Source organism: Fructobacillus tropaeoli, assembly GCF_001047135.2.
Lineage (GTDB): Bacteria > Bacillota > Bacilli > Lactobacillales > Lactobacillaceae > Fructobacillus > Fructobacillus tropaeoli.
In genome coordinates this window covers 1-700 of sequence record NZ_DF968142.1, presented here as the reverse complement: position 1 = coordinate 700, position 700 = coordinate 1, and the positions used below count along the sequence as shown (strand labels likewise).

The 700-nt window shown below is 44.3% G+C and carries 1 protein-coding gene; it reads right to left on the bottom strand.

From position 1 onward, the window contains the following. On the bottom strand, positions 1-686 hold a 686-nt coding region (locus AOQ32_RS08785), incomplete at its 3' end, for a prealbumin-like fold domain-containing protein (RefSeq protein WP_242976736.1). Between the last annotated feature and the right edge of the window lie 14 nt (positions 687-700).

Genomic DNA, 700 nt, shown 5'->3' with positions numbered 1-700 from the left:
GTTACCGTTGGTGTTGAGGTCACATTGGTCTTACCATCTTGTGTCTGTGCACCGCCAGTTACGTTCGCCTTGCCATCTTGTGATTGATCGCCCCCTGTCACATGGGCCTTACCATCTTGTGTCTGCGTACCACCAGTCTGCTGCTGATTTTCTTGTTGATGCTGTTGGCCACCATTAGAAGTGGAGTTGGTGTTTACCACAGGGTTGTTGTTAATAACGGGAGAATTGGCATTCGTATTCGTATTCGTGTTATTAACGTTAATGACCGGTTGATTATTACCACCGCCATTGCATTTTCTCGTGTCTTCCGACTTGTCGAACAAGAACAGTTTTGAAAGGTAAACATTGCCAGTGCCTTCATTGATTTTATTGACAGGCACTATCATTTTTTTCAATGGAACTGACTGTCCCTTTTCCGTCACCGTAAAGACATAAGCCGTCTTGTCCGCGTTTAGTTCAATATGAACATAAAGTGGCTCGATATGCTGGTAGCCCTCTGGGGCGTTTTCTTCCCACAACTCATAATCACCGTATGAAATATTGTTGAACTTGTAATAACCATCATAACCATTGGCATCCGTTTCAGTGGTAACGGTCTGCTTGTCACCCTTGGTGCCGTTAATTGGAATCAATGACAATTGAATACCGTTGTAACCTGATTGGGAGCTACCTGATGGAGATTGCACGTATTTGAAGCCGT